This window comes from Mesoterricola sp. JemC181, from assembly GCF_055384585.1.
Genome location: NZ_AP045076.1, coordinates 1161726 through 1180338 on the forward strand (window position 1 = coordinate 1161726; position 18613 = coordinate 1180338).

The window sequence follows — 18613 nt, forward strand, 5'->3', positions numbered from 1 at the left end:
AACCCTTCATGGGTGATTTGTCAAGCCCTGCGACAAAAATGATAAATCCTCTATTAGATCCGCGGAGCCCAGGCAGGCCCGGGCGGCCCCTTCCCGGATGAGCCGGTTGGGCCCCTCGTGGAGGGGATCCTCGGGGCTCCCCGGGCAGGCCCACAGCTCCTTTCCGTGGTCCAGGGCCAGCTTGGCGGTGACCAGGGATCCGGAGGCGTACCGGGCTTCCATCACAACCACCCCCAGGGTCCAGGCGGCCAAGAGAACGTTCCGCCGGGGGAAGTGCCACTTCAGCGGCCGGGCCTGGGGGGGGAAGGGCGTGACGATGCCGCCCCCGGTGGCGGCGATGCGGTCCATGAGCCTCTGGTGTTCCGGCGGATAGGGATGGTCCAGCCCGGAGCCCATGATCCCCCAGGTGGGCCCCGCCTCCAGGGCCCCCTGGTGGGCGGCGCCGTCGATGCCCCGGGCCAGGCCGGAGATCACGGCCACCCCCGCCGAGGTCAGCTCCCGGGCCCAGCGGCGGGTGCGTTCCCGCCCGGCCCAGCTGCCCTGGCGGCTGCCCACCAGGGCCACGGCCGGCCCGGGCGGCGGCAGGGTGCCCCGCACCCACAGGGCCAGCGGATAGGGCAGGGGGGCCTCGAGCCGGTCCGCCTCCGGGTCCCCCGGCAGCACCAGGCGCGCCTCCCGGGCGGCCGCCTCCGCACGCAGCACGGGGATGGACGCCGCCAGGGCCCCGGCCTCGTCCCGTTCCTCCGGGCTTTCCTCTCCGGCCTGCGCCCGCGCCCAGGCCGCGGCCTTGCGGCTCTCCGGCCAGGGCAGGAGGGTGAAGGCGAGGGCCCAGGCGGCTGCGTCCACGGCGTCCTCCCGAAGGTGGTCCCACGTTGGGTGCGGAGCCGCGGGCGCGCAAGGTCCGGATATTTGAGCTTGCCTTCGGGGTCCCTTTTGCTAGACTGGATGTTCTCTGGTCTTGGCCGTTCTGTGTTCACGAGGTTCCCATGTCCCGTCAGTGCGAAATTTGCGGTAAGAAGCCCCAGTTCGGGAACAATGTTTCCCATGCCCACAACATCACGAAGCGGCGCTGGAACCCCAACATCCAGAACGTTCGCGCCCTGGTGGCCGGCGCCCCCAAGCGGCTGCGCGTGTGCACCTCCTGCATCCAGGCCGGCCGCGTCATCAAGAACGTCTAGCTTTCCGCCATCCTGCGAATCGGCCCCCCGTGACGGGGGTCTTTTCGTTTCCAGGGGAGTCCGGCCTTGATCCTGGGAATCGACACCACCACCGAACGCCTCCACCTCGCCCTCGTGCGGGGGGACCGGACCTGGACCCGGGGCCTGGACGTGGGCATCGGCCGCAGCCACAGCGGCACGCTGCTGCCCACCCTGCAGGAGCTTCTCGGGGAGGCCGGGGCGGCCCCCGCGGACCTCTCCGGCGTCGTGGCCTGCGTGGGCCCGGGCGGCTTCACGTCGCTGCGCATCGGCGTGGCCACCGCCGAGGGCCTGGCCCTCACGGGGCTGCCCACCTGGGGCTTTTCCGCCTTCGAGCTGCGGGGCCGCGCCCTGCGGGAAGGCGGCGTCCGGGGCGCCGCGTGGATCCTCCTGGACGGTCAGCGCCAGGAGGCCTTCGCCCAGCTCTGGGACACCGACGCCGTGACCCCCGCCCAGAAGGTGCCCCTCGCCGGCCTCGCCGGGCTCGTCCAGGGCGCACCCTGGTGGACCCCTTCCGGCTTCCTGGAACGGGTCCGGGCCCACCTTCCCCACCCCCCCCTGGCCCTCCAGGACGAGGAGGCCGCCACCCTTGCGGGCCTCTCCGCCCTGTGCCGCGACCTTCCCCGGACCCCCGCGGAGTCGCCCCTGGTGCCCTTCTACCTGCGCGAGACCGACGCGGAGGTGAACTTCCCCCAGGCCTCCGCCCACCTCTCCGAGGCCCTGCGCCGGGGCCACGCCCGGTGATCACCCACCTGGGCCCCGGTTCCCAGGCGCCCGACTGGATCGAGGACCTGGACCGGCTCGCCTTCGGGGAGCCCTGGGGCCCCCTGGACGACACCGAGCACCTGTGGTCCGCCCCGCGGCTGGCCTTCGCGCGGTGGCGGGTCGTGGAGGCCGCCCAGGAGGCCGAACTCCTGCGCATCGCGGTGGACCCCGCCCGGCGCCGCGGAGGCGAGGGCGGGGCCCTCCTGCGCCACTGCGAGGCCGAGTTGGCGAGGATGGGGATCATCACCCTGCACCTGGAAGTCCGCGTGTCCAATGCCGCGGCCCGAGCCCTCTACGAGCGGGAGGGCTGGGTGGCGCGGGGGTCGCGGAAGGCCTACTACCGGGACGGTGAAGACGCGGCGCTGTACATGAGGGAGCTGCCGGGTCCGGGGTGACATCCACCCCGGCGGGATTTTCCGGAGGGTCCGGTCACAGCTCCGCGGCCGGGACCAGCGCTTTGGTGTACCTGACCAGATGGCAAGGCAGAATGAGCTTGCCCGGCTCCCGGAACGGCAGCACATCGTTGGCATGGAACCCCAGTCCTTCGTAGAACGCGAAAAGCTCCTTCCGCTCGCTCACCACCGTGAGATCCATGAACTTCCCCTCCTCGGCCCGGCAGGCCTCTTCGGCGGCGTCCACCAGCCTGCGCCCCAGGCCACGCCCCTGGCAGTCCGGGGCCACGGACAGCAGGCCCAGATACCAGCGGGATCCCTCCCTCCGCAGGAAGACGGATCCCTTCAAGCCGGAACCGCCAGGCTCCACCAGGAACATTCCCGCCTCCAGGAGGTCCGCCACCTCCTCCGGGCTTGTGCGCTCGCCCCGGATGCAGAAGGCCTCCACGGCGTAGGCGAGGTTGGTGATCCGCACGATCTCGGGGATGTCGGAGGCGACGGCTTTTCGCATGGGACGAGTATGCCCGGCCCCCGGCGGAAGGTCATCCGTCGCCGAGCCTCAGGGCGTGGGCGTCCAGGAGGTCGCTGCGGGTGAGGATGCCCGCGAGGCGGCCGTCGGAGCCCACCACCGGCAGGCGCCCCACCCCCTCCCGCACCATGTGGTCCGCGGCCTCCCGGAGGGAGCTCCCCTCCAGCGCCACGGCCACGGGACGCGTGATCAGTCCGCCCAGGGCCAGGCCGGGGTCCAGGGCCGGGTCCAGGAGGTCGCGCCCCATGACCAGGCCCACGGGACGGCCCTCGGCGTCCAGGAGCGGGAAGCCCTGGTGGGAGGCGCCGGGGCCGCCCTGCCCGAGCCACCGCCGGGCCGCGCCCACCGTCTCGTCGGCGCCGAAGGCCGCCACCTCCCGGGTGGCGTGGTCCCTCACCAGCAGCTGGTCCAGGTGGTCCGCGTGGTAGTCGGCGGGGACCCTGACGCCCCGCCGCGCCAGCTTCCCCGTCATGATGCCGTGGCGCATCACCAGGGCCGAGATCAGGTAGGCCGCCGCGCACCCGCCCAGGAGCGGCATCAGGCCCATGGGCTGCTGCGTGATCTCGAAGGCGAACACGGCCGACGTGAGCAGGCACCGCGCCGCTCCCGCGAAGATGGCCGCCATGCCCACCAGCGCGCACATGCGGGGGTCCACGCCGGCCCCGGGCAGGACCGCCGCCGCCAGGACCCCCAGCAGGGCCCCCAGGGCCCCGCCGATGGTGAACAGGGGCGCCAGGGTGCCGCCCGAGGTCCCGCTGCCCAGGGCCACGGCCCAGGAGACGAACTTCGCCAGGCACAGCAGCAGGAGCGCCTTCGTGGCCAGCGTCCCCCCCAGGATCGCCTCGATGTTGTCGTAGCCCACCCCCAGCGTCCGGGGCGCCAGCACGCCGACGATCCCCACCGCCAGGCCCCCCAGGGCCGGCCACCACATCCAGTGCACCGGCAGCCTCTCGAAGCCGTCCTCGATCCAGTGCAGCGCCCGGGTCGCCCCCACCGAGGCCAGCCCAGCCAGGGCGCCCACGGCGATGTAGACGCAGAGCTGCAGCCCGCTGGGCGGGGCCAGGGGGGCCATGGGGAAGATGGGCCGGATGCCGTGGAGGGCGAAGCGCACCCCCGTGGCCGCCACCGCCGCCAGCGCCACCGGGATCACCGACCGGGGCCGAAGCTCGAACAGCAGCAGCTCCACCGCCAGCAGCACCGCCGCCACCGGGGCCCCGAAGGTCGCCGCCATGCCCGCCGCCGCCCCCGCGGCCAGCAGGGTCTTGCGCTCCAGGGCCGTCATGGGGAGGCGCTGGCCCACCAGGGACCCCAGCGCCCCGCCCGTGGCGATGATGGGCCCCTCCGCCCCGAAGGGGCCCCCCGTCCCGATGGCGATGGCCGCCGACAGCGGCTTCAGGAAGGTCAGGCGCGCCGGGATGCGGCTGCCGTTCACCAGGACCTGCTCCATGGCCTCGGGGATGCCGTGGCCCCGGATGGCCTTGGAGCCGTAGCGCGCCAGGAGTCCCACGAGGAGCCCCCCGGCCACGGGCACCGGCAGGAGGGCCCAGCCCAGGCGGTTCCCCGCCGGCGAGACGAAGTCCATGGAGACCCGGTGGTAGAAGGCCAGGTTCGTCACCAGTCCGATGAGCCGCACCAGCCCCTCGGCGAGGATGCCCGCGGCCAGCCCCAGGACCGCCGCGGCCGCGCTCATCAGGGCCACCCGCGCGTCGATGACGGCCGTGACCCGGGGAACCCGCGCGTCCTCCATGCCGGGCGCGACGGGAATCCCGTCGGTCACCGGCGCCCTCCGGAGGCCCCGTCCTGGAAGAACATGGGCGCCGGATGGCCGTCCTCCGCCGGCGGCGCCACCTTCTCCAGGAGGTCCGCCAGGGCCCGCAGGTCCACGGCCTCCAGCCGCCCCATGCGCTCCAGGAGGCCCTGCTGCACCGGGCTCGGGGTGGCCAGGGCGGCCTTGGCGCCGGCAGCCGTGAGCTCCACCTCCCTGCGCCGGCGGTCCCCGGTGCCCGGGGCCTTGCCCACCAGCCCCTTCTGGTGCAGCTTGCGCACCACCACCGACACCGAACTGGGATCGGTGGCCGTGGCCTGGGCCAGGGCGCCGATGCCCAGGGATCCCTGGTCCTTGAGAACGTGCAGCACGAAGACCTGGGCCGGGCTCAGCCCGCTCGTCCTGCCCTTCGGGTCGTGGGCCATGCGCAGTTCCCGGAAGATCCAACGCAGGGAATCGAAGACCCGGCGGGCGTCCGGCTGGAGGGGAGGAATTGCTGGGGATCCCATGGATTCAACGATAGGCCGTTACGGGCACCCCCGCAAGCCTCCCCACCGGGCACACCGCCCAGGATGGAACACATATGTTTGGACTTAACTGATCCTGGTTTGATAAGATCACCCAAACCCCCACATTACGAAGGATTCCCCATGGCTCTCCCCCTGCCTGCGCTTCTCGCGGCCTCCCTTCTCCTCGCTCCGGGTGCGGACACCCGTCCCCCCGCCCCAGCGCCCGGCGCGGAAACCTCCTGGAAGCTGGTCATGGGAAGCGTGCGCCTCCCGGACGCGCCCCGTTCCGCGGCGGCGCCCCTGGCCTCCCGCTGGTCCCTGGAGGGCCTGGACTGGAACCCGTCCTTCCTCCTCGGCGCCTCGGCCCTGTACCTTCGGGACGGCGACGACATCATCCGCATGGACCTGGACACCGCCCGGAAGGCCTGGTCCGTGACCCAAAAGGGCGCCTTCCTGCGCGAAGTCCCCGGGGCCCTGTTCCTGGTCACCCAGGACTTCCGGATCCTGTGCCTGGACCCGGCCACCGGCGCGCAGCGCTGGGAGGCGCAGCTGGGCAAGGAAGGCGGCGCCGAATTCCACAAGGGCAACCTGTCGATCCTCCAGAGCGCCTTCAAGGGCCCCGTCCTCGCCGGGGACCGCGTCCTGGTGGGCACCTTCGGCGGCTCCCTGTTCAAGGGCACCACCGGATCCCTGTACGCCCTGGACCTGGCCACGGGCAAGACGCTGTGGACGGTCGCGGCCGAGGACGGGGTGGAAAACCTGCCGGTGGTGGCCGGGGACAAGGTCTACTTCGGGGGCAAGGCGGCCTGCTACAAGGTGGACCTGGCCACCGGCGAACAGCTCTGGAAGGCCTCCACCCGCAACGACAACCAGTGGAGCTTCAAGGTCGTGGACGGCTCGGTGCTGGTGTCGTCCGGCCACTACGGCAGCAAGGGCTCCAGCTTCGGCGGCACCCTCTACGCCCTTGACGCGGGGAACGGCGCCGTGCGCTGGAAGTTCGACATCGGCGGCCCCAGCGTCGTGCGGGAGGAGAACGGGCTGCTGGTGGCCCTGGAGTGGGGCATGATGGGCGGGAGCCGGCTGTCCTGCGTCAAGCTTGCCACGGGCGAGAAGGCCTGGGAGCTCAAGGAGAAGAGCTCGGCCAACCCCGTGCTCCTGGCGGGCAGGGCCGTGCACATCAACAAGGACAACCAGGTCTTCGTGGTGGACGCCGCCACGGGCAAGGTCGCCGGCAGCTTCAAGGCCGCGGGCGACTTCGGCATGGGCTTCTTCAAGGGCCCCTGGGGCCGCTTCATGGACCCCGGCGTCCTCGAGGGCCAGGCCGTGGTGGGCTCCTGGGACAAGGCCAGGGGCGAGACCGTCCTGCAGGCCCTGGACCTGGACAAGGGCGCTCCCGCCGGCGAGCTGCGCTTCAAGGGCGAGCTGGAGACCCTGCAGCTCAACCCCACCCACTGCCTGGTGCTGGTGAAGGGCGCCGACGCGAAGTACAGCCTCAAGGTCATGTCCCGGTAGGATGGCTCCGGAACGGGCAGGCCGGGTTCGCCGCCCGGCCTGCCGGAAAAGCGCAAAGCGGTAGCTGTTGGTGCCGCAGGTATTGTTCGAGACGCCCCAGATATCGATCTCCGGCCCTGCGCAAGGGCGGCCCTATTTGAGATCCTCGGGATTGATGGCCATGCGCGAGGCCCTGTGGGGCAGCCGTGTGCTCAGCTTGGCCAGGAAACCCGCGGGATGGCACGTGCCGCAGGTGGCTTCCATGTTCCGGCGCGCCACCCGGGATTCCGGGTTGCTCCGGGGGACGATGTCATGGGCCTTGCCGTGGCAGGTGGAACAGGTGGGGGCGTGGGTCTTGTCCTTCATCCTGGCCGCACTGTGGACGCTCATGGCGACCTCCTGGCCCTGGTGGCCGTGGCAGCGCTCGCACCGGACCGGAGGGAGCTTCTCGTCATGGGGGAGGGCCTTGATGGCGATATGGCACTGGACACAGCTCACACCTCCGTGGGAGCGCGAATGGAACCGCGCCAGGTCGATCTGTTCGTGACACTGGACGCACGCTTCCGGCTTGGGAGGGGCCCCGGTGAGGGACAGCACGAAAAAACAAGCAAGCAACCGGCGCATCGGCCCCCCCTTGAATTAACCAACCAAGCTAGCACAAGGGCCGTTCGGGGCCTCAGCTTTTCCGGAACAGCGCGATGCGGTTGCTGTTGGTGCCGTGGGTATTGTTCGAGACGCCCCAGATGTTGGCGGTCTTGGTGAAGGCCTGCTGGTTGATGAGCACGCCCTCCACCCGGAACCCCGCGGCCACGCCCAGGGGCAGCACCACCTCCTCCAGGCGCACGGTGCCCTTGCGCACCTCCCCCACTTCGAAGGCCACGTGGCCCCCGGGCGCGGTGACCCGGTGCAGCTCCCGGAAGACCTCGCCCATGGCCCGGGCCCACGCCTCGACCGTGCGGGCCATGGTGATGCCCCGTCCCACCTCCGCTGCGTCCAGCCCGCAGAACCAGCACCGGAGCCAGTTGTCGGCCTGGTACTGCACCACGTCCAGGAAGGGCGGCGACGTGACGGTGAGCCGCACCGAGCCGGGCTCCAGCCCCGGCGCCGCCGCGGGGCCCGTGAGGAGGCGGGGATCGCTGGCCCGCAGGCGCCGTTGCTCCTCCACGGTGAGGCCGGCCACCAGCTGCCGGGTCTTGCGCAGCACCAGGGCCCGGGTGTCCCGGTAGGTGGGCACCTGCCCGCGCTTGCGGTTGATCTCCACCTGCTGGGCGGCGCCCACGGCCTGGTTGGGGGGGAGCGTGTACACCGAGAAGAACCCCGGGCTGTGCCCCGTGAGGCGGTTGGTGGCCACCATGCGGATCCAGCCGTCCAGGGCGTCGAAGGTGCCCTTCGCCTCCCGCTCCAGGAACCAGGCCCGGAGGCTGCGCACCTCCCGCTCGGTGTCGGGGTGGAAGAACATCCCGAGGTCCGGCGGCTCCTGGCAGTCCAGCGGGATCTCCGCCAGCCGGGCCTCCACGTCCCCGGGCTCCGGCGGGGCCAGGCGCGGCTCCAGGAGGATCCGGGAGAGGGGATTGATGTCGTTGGCGGCCACCCGCCGCCCCAGGAGCGCGGCCTCCAGGGCCGTGGTGCCGCGCCCGCTGAAGGGGTCGTAGACCCGGTCCCCCGGCTCCGTGAGCCCTTCGATGAAGAGCCGGGGCAGCTGGGGCTTGTAGCAGGCCCGGTAGGACACCTCGTGGAGGGCGTGGGCCTGGCGCTGGCGGGAGGTCCAGAACTCGCGGGTGAGCACCGGGCAGGTGGATCCCAGGCAGTCCACCACGCTCCGTGCCCCGTCCGGGAACCTGTCCAGGAAATTCCGCCCCGTCTCCGCCATGCTCCTTCGCCCCCTGATGCCAGCATCCAGGTTAGCCTGTTTGCATGGTGAAGAAGCCCAAGCGCCACCCCGAACTGACCCGCCTCTACGTCGCGTCGGGGCTCTCGGTGCTCATCTGGGTCATCTTCATGGCCTACCGCCTCCTGTCCAAGCAGGTGGAGATGGGCCTGGACGCCCCCAGCCGCTGGTCCCTGCTGGCCGTGGGCATGGCCAACGTCCTGGCCATCGGGACCCTCCTGTTCATCGTCATCCGCAGCATCGCCAAGCTGTACTTCGAGCGCCGCAGCGGCATCCTGGGGGCCCGCATCCGCACGCGGCTGGTGCTGGCCTTCCTCGCCGTGGGCATCGCCCCCAGCCTCATGCTCTTCGCCATTGGCCGCACCTTCATCCGCAAGAACGTGGACCGCTGGTTCATGCCCGACACCATGGAGGTCATCCAGGACGGCCACCACGTGAACGAGGCCTACCGCGAGCAGGTGCGCCTGCGGCTGCGCACCGCCACGGCCCGCATCGCGCCCGAGGCCCTGCGCGACCCCGCGCGCGAGCGGGAGGGCACCGGCTTCGACCTCCTGGCCCGGGTCCCCGCCCAGGGGGTGGCGACGGTGGCCCTGGCCCACGGCCTCGTCCCGCCCGCGCTCTCCGACCTGCGCGAGGGCATCCAGGCGGTGTCCGTGCCCGAGGGCGAATGGCAGGTGGGCACCGGCCCCCGGAGTCCCTCGGGCGACCGGGTGGTGGCCGGCGTCTTCCTCTCCCGCGCGGCGTTGGAGGGCATGATCCGCCTGGACAAGCGCTACCGGGAGTCCTTCCAGATGCACGCGGGCCGGGAGGTGCTGGAGACCCTGCCCCAGCGGACGCTGCTCTTCCTCACCATGCTCACGCTCTTCGTGGCGGTGTGGACGGGGCTGGCCATCGCCCGCACCATCTCCGAGCCCGTGCGCGCCCTGGCCAAGGCCGCCCAGCGCATCGGCACGGGCGACCTGGACGTGTCCCTGCCCGAGCAGGGCGAGGACGAGCTGGCCTTCCTGAGCCAGAGCTTCAACGCCATGACCCGCGACCTGCGCCAGTCCCGCACCGCCATCGAGGCCCAGGCCGAGCGCATCGAGGGCCAGCGCGCCTACCTGGGCCAGCTCATGGAGGCCCTGCCCGTGGGCATCCTCAGCTGGCAGCGGGACCTGGAGCTGCGCACCTTCAACTCCGTGGCCCGGCGCTGGCTGGGGGTGGAGAACTGGGATCTCCTGGAGCGGGGCTGGGCCGAATTGGCCCGCCAGCCCAGCCTGGGCCGCCTGCCGGAGCTCCTGGCCACGGTCCAGGCCTCCCGCCGGCCCCACGTGGAGGAGATCCGCATCGGCGGGGAAGGGGACGGCCACCCCGTGCGCGCCATCGTCATCCCGCTCACCGGAGGCGGCGTCCTGGCCGTGCTGGAGGACCTCTCCGCCCTGGCCCAGGCCGAAAAGCGCGCCGCGTGGCAGGAGGTGGCCCGGCGCATGGCCCACGAGGTGAAGAACCCCCTCACCCCCATCAAGCTCACCACCCAGCGCCTGCAGCGCCGCAGCCGCGAGGGCCGCCTGGACCCCCAGACCGTGGCCGAGGGCGCCGAGACCATCCTGGCCGAGGTGGCCAGCCTCACGCGCCTCGTGGACAGCTTCAGCCAGTTCGCCAAGCTCCCCGCGCCCCACCCGGCGCCGCTGGACGCCCCCGACCTGGTGCGCCAGGCCATCCGCCTCTACGAGCCCACCTACCCCGGCATCACGTTCGACCTGGACCTCCCCGGCCCCCTGGAGGTCCTGTGGGACGGCGACATGGTCAAGCGCGCCCTCATCAACATGGTGGACAACGCCATCGGCGCCCTGGAGGGCCGGGGCCGCATCCGCGTGGCCCTCGCGCACCAGGGCCCCGTGCTCCGCCTGGACGTGGCCGACGACGGCCCCGGCGTCCCCGAGGCCGACCGCCCCAACCTGTTCCAGCCCTACTTCTCCACCAAGCAGAAGGGCACCGGCCTGGGCCTGGCCATCGTTCGCCGCATCGCCGAGGACCACCACGGCGAGGCGCGCTACGAGCCCCTCGAGCAGGGCAGCCTCTTCAGCCTCCTGCTCCCGGTGAGGGCGGTATAGCTATTTCGCGTTCTTGGGCGTGCCGTCCTTGTTGAGGTACTTGTCGGGATCCTTCTCGAGCTTGCCCTTACACCCGCCGCAGCAGATGAAATACTCCTGTCCCCTCACCACGACCTTCGGGCTCTTCTTGGGATCGACCTTGTCGCCCATGACCGGGCACTTGGTGTTGGTGGCGGGCTTGGCGGCGGGGGCGGGGGCCACCACGGCGGCGACGGCGAAAAGGATGGGCAGCATTCGGTACTCCTTCCAATCGATTCTAGTCAGGGCCTGCGCAGGCGCAAGGCGTTGAGGACCACTGTGAGCGAACTCAGGCCCATGGCGGCGCCGGCCAGCATGGGGCCGCCGAAGCGGTCCAGCAGGTTGAAGGCGGCCAGGGGGACCAGGACGAGGTTGTAGCCGAAGGCCCAGGCCAGGTTCTGGCGGATGACGGTGCGGGTGCGCAGGCTGAGGCGGCGGGCCTGGAGGAGGGGGACGAGGCCTTCGCGCAGGAGGTTCAGGGGCGCGGCGGCCTGGGCCGCCTCGAGGCCGGGGAGGCTGATGCCGGCGTCGGCCTGGGCCAGGGCGGGGCCGTCGTTCACGCCGTCGCCCACGAAGGCGACGACGGCGCCCTTGGCCTGGAGGTCCTGGATGGCCTGGGCCTTGTCGCCAGGGCGGCAGCCGCCGCGGGCGTCGGGGATGCCCAGCGCGTTGCCCAGGGCCTGGGCGGGTTCGGGACGGTCGCCGCTGAGGAGGTGGAGGGTCAGGCCCTGGCGGGACAGCTCGGCGACGGTGGCATGGGCGTCGTCCCGCAGGGCGTCGGCCAGCACCAGGACGCCCAGGAGGCGGTCTCCCTCGGCCAGGCCCACGGTGACCCCGGTGGGGTCGGCGTCGAAGGGGTGGCCCACGAAGGCGGGGTTGCCCAGGCGCAGGGCGCGGCCTTCCACGGCGCCCTCCACCCCCTGGCCGGGGTGGGAGCGGAAGCCGCGCACCTCGGCCAGGTCGAGGCCGGCGGCGGCTTCCAGGATGCCGCGGGCCACGGGGTGCTCGGAGTTCCGCTCCAGGGACGCGGCGAGGCGCAGGGTGTCCGGGTCGCCCTCCGCGCGCTGGAGGACGGGCCTGCCCTGGGTGAGGGTGCCGGTCTTGTCGAAGGCGAGGTCGGTGGCGCGGGCCAGGGCCTCCATGGCCGAGGCGTCGCGCACCAGGAGGCCGTTGCGGGCCGCGGTGCCCAGCGCCGCGGCCGAGGCCACGGGCGTGGCCAGGCCCAGGGCGCAGGGGCAGGCGATGACCAGGAGGGTCACGGCGGGGCGCCAGGCCAGGGCCAGGGCGCCGGTGTGCCACCACCACCCGGCCAGGGTCAGGGCGGAGAGGATGAGCACCGCCGGCACGAAGACCGCGGACACCCGGTCCGCCAGTTCCTGGGCCGGGGCGCGGGAGCCCTGGGCCTGGGCCACCTGGCGGGCCAGGCGCGCCAGCCACGTATCGCGGCCCGTGGAGGAGGCCTCGATCTCCAGGGCGCCGCCGTGGACCATGGCGCCGGCGATGACGGCGTCCCCGGGGCCCTTGGTGACGGGCAGGGGCTCGCCGGTGAGGAGCGCCTCCTCCGCTTCGGCCACGCCTTCGAGGACGGTGCCGTCCACGGGGCTTGCCGAGCCCGGGCGCACCCGCAGGCGGTCCCCGGGCTGCACGAGGCGGCTGGGGACCTCCTCCTCCGAGCCGTCCTCCCGCAGGCGGAAGGCCACGGCCGGCGCCAGCTTCACCAGCGCCTCCAGGCTGCCGGTGGCGCGGTGGCGGGCCTTGACCTCCAGGAACTTGCCCGTGAGGAGGAAGGCGGAAAGGGCCGCGGCGCTCTCGAAGGGCGGGTGGGGCGCGCCCTGCAGGCTCTCCCACACCGCGAAGACCCAGGTCACCGAGGCACCCAGGGCGATGAGGGTGTCCATGCTCGTCTCGAGCCGCAGGGCCTGGCGGAAGGCGCGGCGGAAGAAGCCGCTGCCCGCGCCGAAGGCGGAAACGCCCGCCAGGAGCGCCTGGACGGGCCAGGGCAGGTGGAAGAGGTGGAACATGCCGGCCATGAGGGGCAGGGTGCCGGCCCAGGCCACCGCGACCCGCGCAAGGGCCTCGCGGGAGGGGTCGGCCTCGACGGCCTCCTCCGCGGCCATGCGGTAGCCCCTCGCCTCCAGGGCCTTGGCGATCTCCGGGTCCCCGGCCGGGGCGCCGGGGAACACCATGCGCACTTCCTCCGTGGCGAGGTTCACCTGCACCTGGGCGACGTCCCCCACGGCGGACAGCGCCTTCTCCACCCTGCGCACGCAGCTCGCGCAGGTCATGCCCTCGACCTTGAACAGCCTTTCCACGTCGGCTCCTAGCGGTATTTGAGAAGTTCCATGAGCTCGTCCACGATGCGGTCCTCGTCGCCGCGCTCGTGGGCCGTGACCACGTGATGCTTGAGGTGGCTCTGGAGGACCAGGTTGCCCACCTTGGCGAGGGCCCCGTCCACCGCCTTGACCTGCTTGAGGATGTCCACGCAGTAGACCGTCTCGTCCTCCAGCATGCGGAGGATGCCCTCCACGTGCCCCTTCACCGACAGGAGGCGCCTGCGGGCGTCCTCCCGCACCGGCGTGTCCAGTCGCAGCCCGTGGCCGCAGCAGGGATCCGCCATGGCCGGCTCACTGGGCCAGGGTGGCGGAGAAACCTTCCTCCTCCACCGCGGCGATGAGGGCCGCGGCGTCCGCGGAACCGTCCACCTTGGCCTGGCCGGACGCCAGATCGACTTCGACCGTCCCCTGCACGCCCGGCACGGCGGCGAGCGCCTGCTTCACGCCCATGACGCAATGGCCACAGGTCATCCCTTCGATCTTCAACTGGATCATGACTTCTCCCTTATACCCACCCCCCCTGGGGTGGGGTAAGGCAAGCATAGGGTGGGGACCGGTCCCCGTCAAGATGGCACACTGGACCCTGGAGTGGCCATGGTCCTGGACAATGCGGAGATCCTCATCATCGGCGGCGGCGTCGCCGGCCTTTCCACGGCCTGCCACCTGGCCCGGGCGGGGCGGAAGGGGGTCGTGGTGGTGGAGCGGGAGGACCTTCCCGGGTTCTACGCCAGCGGGCACAACGCGGGCATCGCGCGCCAGCTCACGGGGCGGGCCGAGCACACCGCCCTGGCCATCCAGGGCCGGGACCGGCTGGCGGCGGCGGGGCTGCTGACCCCCACCGGCGGCTTCCTGCTGGGCGCCGACCCGGGGGGCGCCGAGGCCCTGGCCCGGGAGGCGGAGGCCTTCGGGCTTCCGGCGCGGCGGGGCGCGGGAGCGCCCTTCCCGGGGCTGCGGGCCCACGAGCACCTCCACATCCCCTCCGACGGGCTCATCGACACCGCCGCCCTGCTCCGGCATTGCGCCGACGGGGCCCGGGCCGGCGGCGCCGAGGTGCGGTTCGGGTGCCAGGTGCAGGGCATCCGCGCCGAGGACGGCGGGTTTCGCGTGACCACGGACCGGGGGGAGCTGCGCGCCCGCACCCTGGTGAACGCCGCGGGGGGCTGGGCCGGGGCGATCGGGCGCATGGCGGGCGGCCTCGCCATCGACTTCGCGCCCCTGCGCCGCCACCTGGTGTGGAGCCCGGCCCCGGTGGCCCCGGACCGGCCCTACACGTGGTGGGCGGACCGGCCCCTCTACCTGCGCCCGGAGTCCGGGGGCGTGCTCCTGTGCGCCTGCGAGGAGCAGCCCGTGGCGCTTCCGCCCCGGGGGCTCCAGCCGCCCAACGACGACTCCGTGCTGGAGGGCCTCGCCGGCTCCCTCCGGGACCTGGCCCCCGCCTTCGAGGAGGCGCCCGTCGCGCGCCTCTGGTGCGGCATCCGCACCTTCGCCCCCGACCGCCGCTTCGTCCTGGGGCCCGACCCCGTGAACCCGCGCCTCTACTGGGTGGCGGGCCTGGGCGGCCACGGCATGACCTCGGGCCTGGCCGTGGGCGCCGCCGCCGCCCGGGGGATCCTGGACCAGGAACCCGCCGGCTCCCTGGATCCCGGAAGGCTATTCCCGCACTAACTCCTCGTGGTCCGGAAATTCCTCGTCTTCATCTTTTCATGTTCGATCGCCCTGGCGGGACCGTGGGAGGACTTCGTCCAGGCCCACCGGAAGGCGGAGGCGGCCCGCAACCGCTGGACCCTCTGCGTCCGGCCCAACCTCGTCGCCCCGGCGGAGCTGCTGGCCGACCTGGACTACCAGAAACTGGCCGCGGGGGGCGACTGGGGGATCGAGGTGCTGGGAACCGCCCCGGCCCAGGACCTGCAGGCGTCCCTGGGGGCCCAGTGGGCCCTCCTGGCGCCCTCCGGGGACGTGGCCGGGACGGGCCGGGAGCGCCCCGGGGGGGCCGCGCTCCTGGACGCCGTCCACGCGTCGGGCGCCCTGGCCCGCTGGGAGGCGCGGGACGCCTTCCTGAAGGAGAACCCCGGCCAGGGAGAGGCCCGCAACGAGGCGCTGGCCTTCGAGATGCGCCTGCTGAGGGCCCGGCTCGCCAGCCTGGACAGCCAGGGCAAGGTGCGGGTGCCGGCGTGGCATCCCGAGCCCGGCGCGGCGCCCGAGGGGGACCGGGTCTCCCTGGCCGGGGCGGACGGCGACGCCCGGGCCGGAGAGCTCTACCAGGGCGTGGGCGAGGCCCTGGAGAACCTCTCCAGGGTGGACGGATGGCTCCGCGGCGGCCATGGGCTCGCGTCGCGCCTGGCCCTGTTCGACCTCGGCCAGTCCACGGCCCTTCGCGGGATGTTCCGGGGGCTGGCTTCGGAGGCCGGGGAACGGGCCATGGCCGACCCGGAGGACCCGGGGCTGGCCCAGCTCTGGATGGAGACCCTGGACGGGGCGCGGCACCTGCCGGAGACGCTCTCGGGCAGCGTCCTGGCGGTTCCCGGCGAGGTCTGGCCCTCGCCGCACATCCTCAACAGCCTCCTGGAGCCCTACCGCCGCCGCCGGGACTTCGACGGCGAGCTGCGGCTCCTGGCCGACCTGGCGCCCCAGGGGCCTCCCGAGCCCCTGACCCCGAAGGGCTGGGAGGACCACTGCGAACTGCAGGCCGGCCTCCTGGCCCACAAGGCCTCGGCCCTGGCGGCCACCGGAGCCTGGGACCAGGCCCGGGCCGCCCTGGACGCCGCCGGGGAGTGGGGCGGCGCCCGGGCCGTCCAGATGAACATCATCCGGCGCGGCGGCCTGGAGTCCACCGCGGACGCCGCGGCCTGGCGCCGCCTCCTGGTGCAGGCCTCGGTGCGCCCCCTCCGGCGGCCCCCCATGCCCCGGGTGGCGCCGCCCCTGCGCGTCACGCTCCTGGGCCGCCCCTCCTGGCTCCTGGCCTGGACCGCCCTGCGGGACGCCCCCGACCTCGCCGCGTGGTCCCCGGGGGAGCTCCGGTGGGAGATCGCCTCCCCCGGGGAGCACCGGAGGCTGCGGGCGCGGTACGGCTGGACCTCCGGGGCGCGGTGGGCCCTCTTCCAGGGGGAGGAGCTCCGCGCCACCGGCGAGACGTGCCCCGAGCCCAGGGGCCTGGCCGCGGTCCTGGCGGGGCAGGGCACGCCCCTCCTGGAGCGGCTGGGGCGGGTGATCGCCCAGGACCCGCGCCACACGGCGGCCCGAAGGGCCCGGTTCCAGGCCCTCCTGGCGCGCATGCCGGACCGCCGCCTGGAGCCCCTCATGGCCGAGGACGCCGCCCGGGCCCAGCTCGTGCTGCCCTTCCAGCCGAAGGAGGGCTGGAAGCCCGGCGAGGCTCTGTGGGGCGGGGCGGCCGAAGCGGTGCTGCCGGACCTGGAGGCCCTCCTGCGCAGCTGGCCCAGCGACACGGAGCTGTGGCGGACCTGGATCTCCTGGGCGCGTTTCCATCCGGGCCACCCCTCCATCCTGGACCTGGCCCGGAGCCTGCCCTTCTGGTTCCCGGGCGGGGACTGGAGGACGGCCCTCCCCTACGACGTCCAGCGCGCCGTGGCCGCGGAGCTGCGCCGCCAGGGTGATTTCTTCCAGATGCGGGATTGGTTCCAGGCCTGCTGGGAGGTGCTGGACCCGCGCCCCCTCAAGGACCTGCGGCCCTGGGAGCGCTCCTGGTTCCTGGAGCGCCGCGTCCAGGAGGAGACGGCGGTCTTCCAGCCCCTGCGCGACGCCCTGCGCGCCCTGGGGCTCCACGAACAGCAGGTTGAACTCGAGAAGGCCTTTGGAGCGATGATGGGGAGGGACGTTTCCAGGAGCCGGTGAATGTTTTCGGGCGATGACATCTATTTCATGAAGCTGGCCATGGAGGAGGCCGAGAAGGCCGACCGCAAGGACGAAGTGCCCATCGGCGCCGTCCTGGTGGTGGACGGCAAGCTCGTGGCCCGCGGCCACAACTGCCCCATCTCGTCCCACGACCCCTCCGCCCACGCCGAGATCACCGCCCTGCGCAGCGCCGGCGCCTGGCTGCGCAACTACCGCATGCCCGGAGCGACGCTCTACGTGACCCTGGAGCCCTGCCTCATGTGCTTCGGCGCGCTCACCCTGGCCCGGGTGGAGCGGGTGGTCTTCGGGGCGGCGGACCCCAAGGTGGGCGTCAGCCGCCTGCAGGAGGAGCTGGCCCGGGTGAACCTGAACCACCGGCCGGCCTTCGAGGGGGGGCTGCTGGAGGCGGAGTGCAGGGGGCAGCTGCAGGATTTCTTCCGGCGACGAAGGTGAACCAGGGCCGTACCGGCCCGGATCAGGGAACAAACCTCATTCCCCCGTCACTCGAAGGTTGCGCGGGCCTGTCCGTCCAGGATGGCTGGCCGGAGGCCCATGAACGAAAATCCGCCCAGCCTGTTCCGCCAGGAGGCCCTGGACCACCGCCTCGAGGGTGAGGAGGGGCGGGGGCTGGTGAGGGTTTCCCCGCCGTGGACCTGGGCCCTGTTGATGGTGTTCCTCTCGGGCGTCGGGACCGCGCTTCTGGCTTCCCTCTTCGGCCGGGCGGAGGTGAACGGCCGGGCCCGGGGGATCCTCCGGCCCCGCTCCGGCATCCGGGTTGTCATCGCCCAGCTGGATGGCACCGTTGGCCAGGTGGAAGCGCGTTCCGGCCAGCAGGTGGAGCCGGGCGCCGTGCTGGTGCGGATCGAGGCGCCCCCGGTCCAGGCCCGGCTGCTGGAGGCGAGGCGCCAGGTGGAATCGGTGAGGAGCCATTACAAGGTCACGACGGCGCTGCAGGACCGGAGCCACGCCGAACAGCTCCGGAGGCTCGAGGGGCGCATGGCTATGCTGAAGGAGCAGAGCCGGAGCCAGCGCCAGTCCCTCGCCATCATGGAACTGAACCTCCAGCGCAGCCTGAACCTGGAACGGGAAGGCGTCCTGAGCCCCGCCAAGGTGGACGAGGCCCGGGAGGCCCTGGCCCAGTCCCAGCGCCAGCTCAGCCAGTCCGGCCAGGCCCTGGAGATGGCGTCGCAGGAATGGGCCGCGCTGGAGAACGGTCGCCAGGACAGCCTCTGGCAGCGCCGCCAGACCATCCAGGGCGCGGAGGTCCGGGCGGAGGCGCTGGCCTTCCTGGCCGGCCAGACCCTCATCCAGGCGCCCGAAGGCGGAAGGGTGGAGGCGATGCTGGTCAAGCCCGGCGAAGCGGTCAGGGCGGGCCAGGCGTTGTGCAAGCTCATTCCCCGGAACGCCTCCCTGGAGGTGGTCGCCTTTCTGGAAGAGAAGGACCGCGCCTTCGTGCGCCCGGGCGATGCCGTCCGGCTGGAACTGGATCAGCTGCCCTACGCCGAATACGGGACCGTCGCGGCCCGGGTCGAGCGCATCAGCGATGATCTGGCCTCGGCCTTCGAGATCCGCGAGGCCCTGGGCGACAACCCGTTTCCCCATGTCCCGGCCTTCCGGGTGGAGCTGGGCCTCACCGACACCCGGGCCGTGCAGAAGGCCGGGATCCCCCTGCGCTCCGGCATGCTGATGAACGTCCGGTTCACCTTGAGGCGCCAGCGCCTGATCACCCTGGTGCTGGATCCGCTTCGCAAGTGGCTGCGCTGATGGCGTGGAACGGGTGGCGCC

At 72.8% G+C, this 18613-nt stretch carries 19 protein-coding genes; 9 read left to right on the forward strand and 10 right to left on the reverse strand.

The features are described 5' to 3' along the window. Positions 1-6 precede the first annotated feature (6 nt). Positions 7-846 (reverse strand): DNA-processing protein DprA, encoded by an 840-nt coding sequence (locus ACZ5MC_RS05170; protein WP_464517195.1) that lies wholly within the window; start codon positions 844-846, stop codon positions 7-9. 140 nt (positions 847-986) lie between these two features. On the opposite strand from ACZ5MC_RS05170, the gene rpmB reads away from it, so the two are divergent. The 3 genes from rpmB (at position 987) to ACZ5MC_RS05185 (ending at position 2356) form a co-directional block, all read left to right on the forward strand. Further along, positions 987-1178 carry a 50S ribosomal protein L28 gene (rpmB, locus tag ACZ5MC_RS05175; protein WP_306599260.1) on the forward strand — a complete coding sequence of 64 codons (192 nt, stop codon included), beginning with the start codon at positions 987-989 and terminating at the stop codon, positions 1176-1178. Between the two features lie 66 nt (positions 1179-1244). Continuing rightward, on the forward strand, positions 1245-1940 hold the full coding sequence (gene tsaB, locus ACZ5MC_RS05180; RefSeq protein ID WP_306599262.1) for a tRNA (adenosine(37)-N6)-threonylcarbamoyltransferase complex dimerization subunit type 1 TsaB: 696 nt from the start codon (positions 1245-1247) through the stop codon (positions 1938-1940). Then, positions 1937-2356 carry a GNAT family N-acetyltransferase gene (locus ACZ5MC_RS05185; protein WP_306599264.1) on the forward strand — a complete coding sequence of 140 codons (420 nt, stop codon included), beginning with the start codon at positions 1937-1939 and terminating at the stop codon, positions 2354-2356. The genes tsaB and ACZ5MC_RS05185 overlap by 4 nt, the downstream gene beginning before the upstream one ends. A gap of 34 nt (positions 2357-2390) precedes the next feature. On the opposite strand, the gene ACZ5MC_RS05190 is transcribed toward ACZ5MC_RS05185, so the two are convergent. From ACZ5MC_RS05190 to ACZ5MC_RS05200, 3 genes are read right to left on the reverse strand one after another with little or no spacing between them, the layout of a single operon-like run. Then, positions 2391-2864, reverse strand: a complete 474-nt coding sequence (locus tag ACZ5MC_RS05190; protein ID WP_306599266.1) for a GNAT family N-acetyltransferase — start codon at positions 2862-2864, stop codon at positions 2391-2393. A 31-nt stretch (positions 2865-2895) separates the two neighbouring features. Then, positions 2896-4629 (reverse strand): chloride channel protein, encoded by a 1734-nt coding sequence (locus ACZ5MC_RS05195; RefSeq protein WP_464517777.1) that lies wholly within the window; start codon positions 4627-4629, stop codon positions 2896-2898. Between the two features lie 26 nt (positions 4630-4655). After that, positions 4656-5156 carry a MarR family winged helix-turn-helix transcriptional regulator gene (locus ACZ5MC_RS05200; protein WP_306599269.1) on the reverse strand — a complete coding sequence of 167 codons (501 nt, stop codon included), beginning with the start codon at positions 5154-5156 and terminating at the stop codon, positions 4656-4658. Between the two features lie 141 nt (positions 5157-5297). On the opposite strand from ACZ5MC_RS05200, the gene ACZ5MC_RS05205 reads away from it, so the two are divergent. Next, on the forward strand, positions 5298-6668 hold the full coding sequence (locus ACZ5MC_RS05205; protein WP_306599271.1) for a PQQ-binding-like beta-propeller repeat protein: 1371 nt from the start codon (positions 5298-5300) through the stop codon (positions 6666-6668). A gap of 132 nt (positions 6669-6800) precedes the next feature. Here the strand turns inward: ACZ5MC_RS05205 and ACZ5MC_RS05210 are convergent, their stop codons facing one another. Together ACZ5MC_RS05210 and ACZ5MC_RS05215 are read right to left on the reverse strand one after the other, a co-directional pair. Further along, positions 6801-7271: a hypothetical protein gene (locus ACZ5MC_RS05210; RefSeq protein ID WP_306599274.1), complete on the reverse strand. Its 471-nt coding sequence runs from the start codon at positions 7269-7271 to the stop codon at positions 6801-6803. A gap of 52 nt (positions 7272-7323) precedes the next feature. Next, entirely contained in the window at positions 7324-8517 is a 1194-nt protein-coding gene (locus tag ACZ5MC_RS05215) for a DNA methyltransferase (RefSeq protein ID WP_306599276.1), read from the reverse strand. Positions 8518-8561: 44 nt separating this feature from the next. Here ACZ5MC_RS05215 and ACZ5MC_RS05220 point away from each other — a divergent pair, with 44 nt between their 5' ends. After that, positions 8562-10628: a sensor histidine kinase gene (locus tag ACZ5MC_RS05220; protein ID WP_464517196.1), complete on the forward strand. Its 2067-nt coding sequence runs from the start codon at positions 8562-8564 to the stop codon at positions 10626-10628. Here ACZ5MC_RS05220 and ACZ5MC_RS05225 read toward each other — a convergent pair whose 3' ends face one another. From ACZ5MC_RS05225 to ACZ5MC_RS05240, 4 genes are read right to left on the reverse strand one after another with little or no spacing between them, the layout of a single operon-like run. Beyond that, complete coding sequence (locus ACZ5MC_RS05225) at positions 10629-10862, reverse strand: hypothetical protein (protein ID WP_306599279.1); 234 nt, start codon at positions 10860-10862, stop codon at positions 10629-10631. Positions 10863-10888: 26 nt separating this feature from the next. Further along, entirely contained in the window at positions 10889-12958 is a 2070-nt protein-coding gene (locus ACZ5MC_RS05230) for a heavy metal translocating P-type ATPase (protein ID WP_464517197.1), read from the reverse strand. A gap of 8 nt (positions 12959-12966) precedes the next feature. Beyond that, complete coding sequence (locus tag ACZ5MC_RS05235; RefSeq protein ID WP_306599283.1) at positions 12967-13263, reverse strand: metal-sensitive transcriptional regulator; 297 nt, start codon at positions 13261-13263, stop codon at positions 12967-12969. Between the two features lie 7 nt (positions 13264-13270). Continuing rightward, positions 13271-13474 carry a CopZ family metallochaperone gene (locus ACZ5MC_RS05240; RefSeq protein WP_306599284.1) on the reverse strand — a complete coding sequence of 68 codons (204 nt, stop codon included), beginning with the start codon at positions 13472-13474 and terminating at the stop codon, positions 13271-13273. A gap of 99 nt (positions 13475-13573) precedes the next feature. Between ACZ5MC_RS05240 and ACZ5MC_RS05245 the strand changes: the two genes are divergently transcribed. From ACZ5MC_RS05245 to ACZ5MC_RS05260, 4 genes are all read left to right on the forward strand, one after another. After that, on the forward strand, positions 13574-14644 hold the full coding sequence (locus tag ACZ5MC_RS05245; RefSeq protein WP_306599285.1) for an NAD(P)/FAD-dependent oxidoreductase: 1071 nt from the start codon (positions 13574-13576) through the stop codon (positions 14642-14644). 6 nt (positions 14645-14650) lie between these two features. After that, positions 14651-16828, forward strand: coding sequence for a hypothetical protein (locus tag ACZ5MC_RS05250; RefSeq protein WP_464517198.1), 2178 nt, complete (start codon positions 14651-14653; stop codon positions 16826-16828). Then, complete coding sequence (gene tadA, locus ACZ5MC_RS05255) at positions 16829-17281, forward strand: tRNA adenosine(34) deaminase TadA (RefSeq protein WP_464517199.1); 453 nt, start codon at positions 16829-16831, stop codon at positions 17279-17281. Positions 17282-17380: 99 nt separating this feature from the next. After that, entirely contained in the window at positions 17381-18592 is a 1212-nt protein-coding gene (locus ACZ5MC_RS05260) for an HlyD family secretion protein (RefSeq protein WP_464517200.1), read from the forward strand. Positions 18593-18613 lie beyond the last annotated feature (21 nt).

Excerpts from the sequence above, each read along its gene's own strand:
- rpmB (WP_306599260.1), top strand. The coding sequence starts at position 987 with ATGTCCCGTCAGTGCGAAATTTGCGGTAAGAAGCCCCAGTTCGGGAAC.
- ACZ5MC_RS05190 (WP_306599266.1), bottom strand. The coding sequence starts at position 2,864 with ATGCGAAAAGCCGTCGCCTCCGACATCCCCGAGATCGTGCGGATCACC.
- ACZ5MC_RS05195 (WP_464517777.1), bottom strand. The coding sequence starts at position 4,629 with ATGGAGGACGCGCGGGTTCCCCGGGTCACGGCCGTCATCGACGCGCGG.
- ACZ5MC_RS05200 (WP_306599269.1), bottom strand. The coding sequence starts at position 5,156 with ATGGGATCCCCAGCAATTCCTCCCCTCCAGCCGGACGCCCGCCGGGTC.
- ACZ5MC_RS05205 (WP_306599271.1), top strand. The coding sequence starts at position 5,298 with ATGGCTCTCCCCCTGCCTGCGCTTCTCGCGGCCTCCCTTCTCCTCGCT.
- ACZ5MC_RS05210 (WP_306599274.1), bottom strand. The coding sequence starts at position 7,271 with ATGCGCCGGTTGCTTGCTTGTTTTTTCGTGCTGTCCCTCACCGGGGCC.
- ACZ5MC_RS05215 (WP_306599276.1), bottom strand. The coding sequence starts at position 8,517 with ATGGCGGAGACGGGGCGGAATTTCCTGGACAGGTTCCCGGACGGGGCA.
- ACZ5MC_RS05220 (WP_464517196.1), top strand. The coding sequence starts at position 8,562 with ATGGTGAAGAAGCCCAAGCGCCACCCCGAACTGACCCGCCTCTACGTC.
- ACZ5MC_RS05225 (WP_306599279.1), bottom strand. The coding sequence starts at position 10,862 with ATGCTGCCCATCCTTTTCGCCGTCGCCGCCGTGGTGGCCCCCGCCCCC.
- ACZ5MC_RS05235 (WP_306599283.1), bottom strand. The coding sequence starts at position 13,263 with ATGGCGGATCCCTGCTGCGGCCACGGGCTGCGACTGGACACGCCGGTG.
- ACZ5MC_RS05240 (WP_306599284.1), bottom strand. The coding sequence starts at position 13,474 with ATGATCCAGTTGAAGATCGAAGGGATGACCTGTGGCCATTGCGTCATG.
- ACZ5MC_RS05245 (WP_306599285.1), top strand. The coding sequence starts at position 13,574 with ATGGTCCTGGACAATGCGGAGATCCTCATCATCGGCGGCGGCGTCGCC.
- tadA (WP_464517199.1), top strand. The coding sequence starts at position 16,829 with ATGTTTTCGGGCGATGACATCTATTTCATGAAGCTGGCCATGGAGGAG.
- ACZ5MC_RS05260 (WP_464517200.1), top strand. The coding sequence starts at position 17,381 with ATGAACGAAAATCCGCCCAGCCTGTTCCGCCAGGAGGCCCTGGACCAC.